General features: G+C 73.5%; 3 protein-coding genes. 1 reads left to right on the top strand and 2 read right to left on the bottom strand.

Features of this window, described 5'->3' with window-relative positions; all coding sequences use genetic code 11:
- Positions 1-47: 47 nt before the first annotated feature.
- Positions 48-440, bottom strand: a complete 393-nt coding sequence (locus tag ACFWN1_RS32830; RefSeq protein ID WP_384370274.1) for a DUF5997 family protein — start codon at positions 438-440, stop codon at positions 48-50.
- 58 nt (positions 441-498) lie between these two features.
- Between ACFWN1_RS32830 and ACFWN1_RS32825 the strand changes: the two genes are divergently transcribed.
- Positions 499-1,245: a LysR family substrate-binding domain-containing protein gene (locus ACFWN1_RS32825; RefSeq protein ID WP_384370271.1), complete on the top strand. Its 747-nt coding sequence runs from the start codon at positions 499-501 to the stop codon at positions 1,243-1,245.
- Positions 1,246-1,254: 9 nt separating this feature from the next.
- Here the strand turns inward: ACFWN1_RS32825 and ACFWN1_RS32820 are convergent.
- Positions 1,255-2,663, bottom strand: a 1,409-nt coding sequence (locus tag ACFWN1_RS32820; protein ID WP_384370268.1) for an MFS transporter, incomplete at its 5' end; no start/stop codon positions are given.

Genomic DNA, 2,663 nt, shown 5'->3' with positions numbered 1-2,663 from the left:
CGCACATGGCGCGGACGCGTCGTCGGTACGTACCCGGCTCCGGAGCGTCAGCTCTTCCTGGCGTCCTTCTCCTGGTGCAGCTGCTTGACGCGCGCGGCCTCCTTGCGGACCTCCGCCTGGGTGGCGCGCTCCTTCTCCAGCCAGTCGGGACCCTCCTCGCTAAGGGCCTCGATCTGCTCGGTGGTCAGCGCCTCGGTGACACCGCCGCGCGCCAGACCCGCGATGGACACGCCCAGCCGGGCCGCGACCACCGGACGCGGGTGGGGGCCGTCCTGCCGCAGCTCGCGCAGCCACTCGGGCGGGTCGGTCTGCAGCTCGTTCAGCTCGGCGCGCGAGACCACACCCTCCTGGAAGGCGGCGGGGGTGGCGGGGAGGTACACACCCAGCTTCTTCGCCGCGGTGGCGGGCTTCATCGTCTGGGTGCTCTGCTGCGAACTCATGAGGTCAAGGGTATCGGCCGTGTGCGTGGGAGCCGACCACGGCCGATACCCTGGCCTGGTGACAGGCTCGGAAGAATCACCGCCGTTCCGGCTCGCGTACGTCCCGGGAGTGACGCCCGCCAAATGGGTGCGGATCTGGAACGAGCGCGTGCCCGGCACCCCGCTCACCCTCACCCAGGTCCCCGCCACCGAGGCGGACGCGCTGCTGCGCGCGGGCGAAGCCGACGCGGGCCTCGTACGGCTGCCCGTCGACCGTGACTTCTTCAGCGCGATCCCGCTGTACACCGAGGCCACCGTCGTCGTCGTCCCCAAGGACCATGTGATCACCGCGGCCGAGGAGGTCACCCTCGCCGACCTCGCCGACGAGGTGCTCTTCCATCCGCTGGACGACGTCTTCGACTGGGACGCCCCGCCCGGAGAACCCGCCTTCGAGCGGCCCGCCACCACGCCGGACGCCCTGGAACTGGTCGCGGCGAACGTCGGCCTGCTGATCGTCCCGCAGTCCCTGGCGCGCCTCTACCACCGCAAGGACCTCACCTACCGCACGGTCACCGACGCCCCGCAGTCCGGCATCGCGCTGTCCTGGCCGGAGGAGGCCACCACCGACCTGGTGGAGGACTTCATCGGCGTCGTCCGGGGCCGCACCGTCAACAGCACCCGGGGCCGCGCGACACCCCCGGAGCCCAAGCAGCAGAAGAAGAGGCCCGACCAGGGCGGCCCCCGGCAGAAGAGCGGCAAGCCCGCCGGGCGGCCGGTGCGCGGGCGCTCCGGCGGCCGGCCGGGGAAGCCGCGCCGCAAGTCCTGAGCCGGGTGCTCACGCCTTCGACGGCGTGCGCTCCACCGGCTCCTGCGCCGGGCCCCCGCCCATGGGGGGCTCCGGGTGCGTCTGCCGTTCCCGTAGGTCCGCGACGGCCAGGGCGAGCGCGACCAGGATGATCCCCACCGCGGTGAGCAGGCCCAGTTGCAGCGCCCTGGTGGAGGTGCCGTGGTTGGCGAGGTGCGCGAAATAGACCGCGCCCACCGCCGCGATCCCGGCCGCCGAGCCGATCCGCTGGGCCGTCACCAGGACGCCACCCGCGGCACCGGCCCGCCGGACGGGCACGCGGGTGAGGGTCAGCGTCGTGTTGGGGGAGATCGTCACGCCCGAGCCCACCCCCGCGAGCAGCAGCGGCAGCGCCGCCGCCCATGCCGCACCGGCCCCCTGGACGAGCTGAACGGCGCCGACGACGCCGGCCAGGCCCACCGCCACCCCGGCCAGCCCGACGACGACCAGTGTGCGGCCGTACCGCACCACCAGCCGGCCGCCCAGCGCTGCCCCGGCCGCCGAACCGATGGCGAACGGCAGCGAGGCCATCCCGGCCGCGAGCGGGCCGTAGCCCAGACCGTTCTGCAAGTACAGCGTGTACACGAAGAACACCGTGGTGAAGCCGCCGAAGTACACCAGGTTCAGCAGCACGCCCAGGGTGAAGGACCGCAGGGAGAACAGCTCCAGGTCGATCAGCGGATCGTGCCCGCGCCTGCCCTGCCGTCGCTCCCAGCGCCAGAACGCCGCCAGCAGCAGCGCGGCCACCGGCATCAGGGCCCACTTCAGCCGGCCCGTCCACTGCTGCTCCTGCACCAGCGGCAGCATCAGCGCGAGCACACCGGCGCCCAGCAGCAGGACGCCCACCAGGTCGGCGCTCTCGCGCTTGCGCTCCGCCGCCGGGGTACGCGGCAGCAGCCGGAGCGCCGCGCAGAACGCGGCCACGCCGATGGGCAGGTTGACGTAGAACACCCAGCGCCAGCCGTCCTCGACGCCGAACGCCTGGATCAGCAGGCCGCCCGCCGGCGGTCCGACCGCCGTGGAGATGCCGACCACACTGCCCAGCATGCCGAACGCGCGGGCCCGCTCGTCGCCCTGGAACATCTGCTGGATCAGCCCCGTCGTCTGCGGCGCGACGATGCCCGAGGCCGCGCCCTGCACCAGCCGGAACACCACCAGCCAGCCGGAACCGGGCGCGAGCCCGCACGCCACCGAGGCGACCGTGAACAGCGCCAGCCCGAACAGGAACGCCGCCCGGCGCCCCCCCACGTCGCCGAGCCGGCCCGCCGGGACGAGGGCGAGGCCGAAGGTGAGCGCGTAGCCCGACACCACCCAGGACACATCGGCCGCGTCGGCGCCGAGGCCGCGTTCCATGGAGGGCAGGGCGACGTTCACGATCGAGCTGTCGAGCAGCGTCATGA

It is taken from the genome of Streptomyces sp. NPDC058459, from assembly GCF_042721685.1.
In the GTDB taxonomy this organism is placed as follows: domain Bacteria; phylum Actinomycetota; class Actinomycetes; order Streptomycetales; family Streptomycetaceae; genus Streptomyces.
The sequence above is the reverse complement of the archived record's forward strand: the minus strand, read 5'-3'. Positions and strand labels throughout refer to the sequence as shown.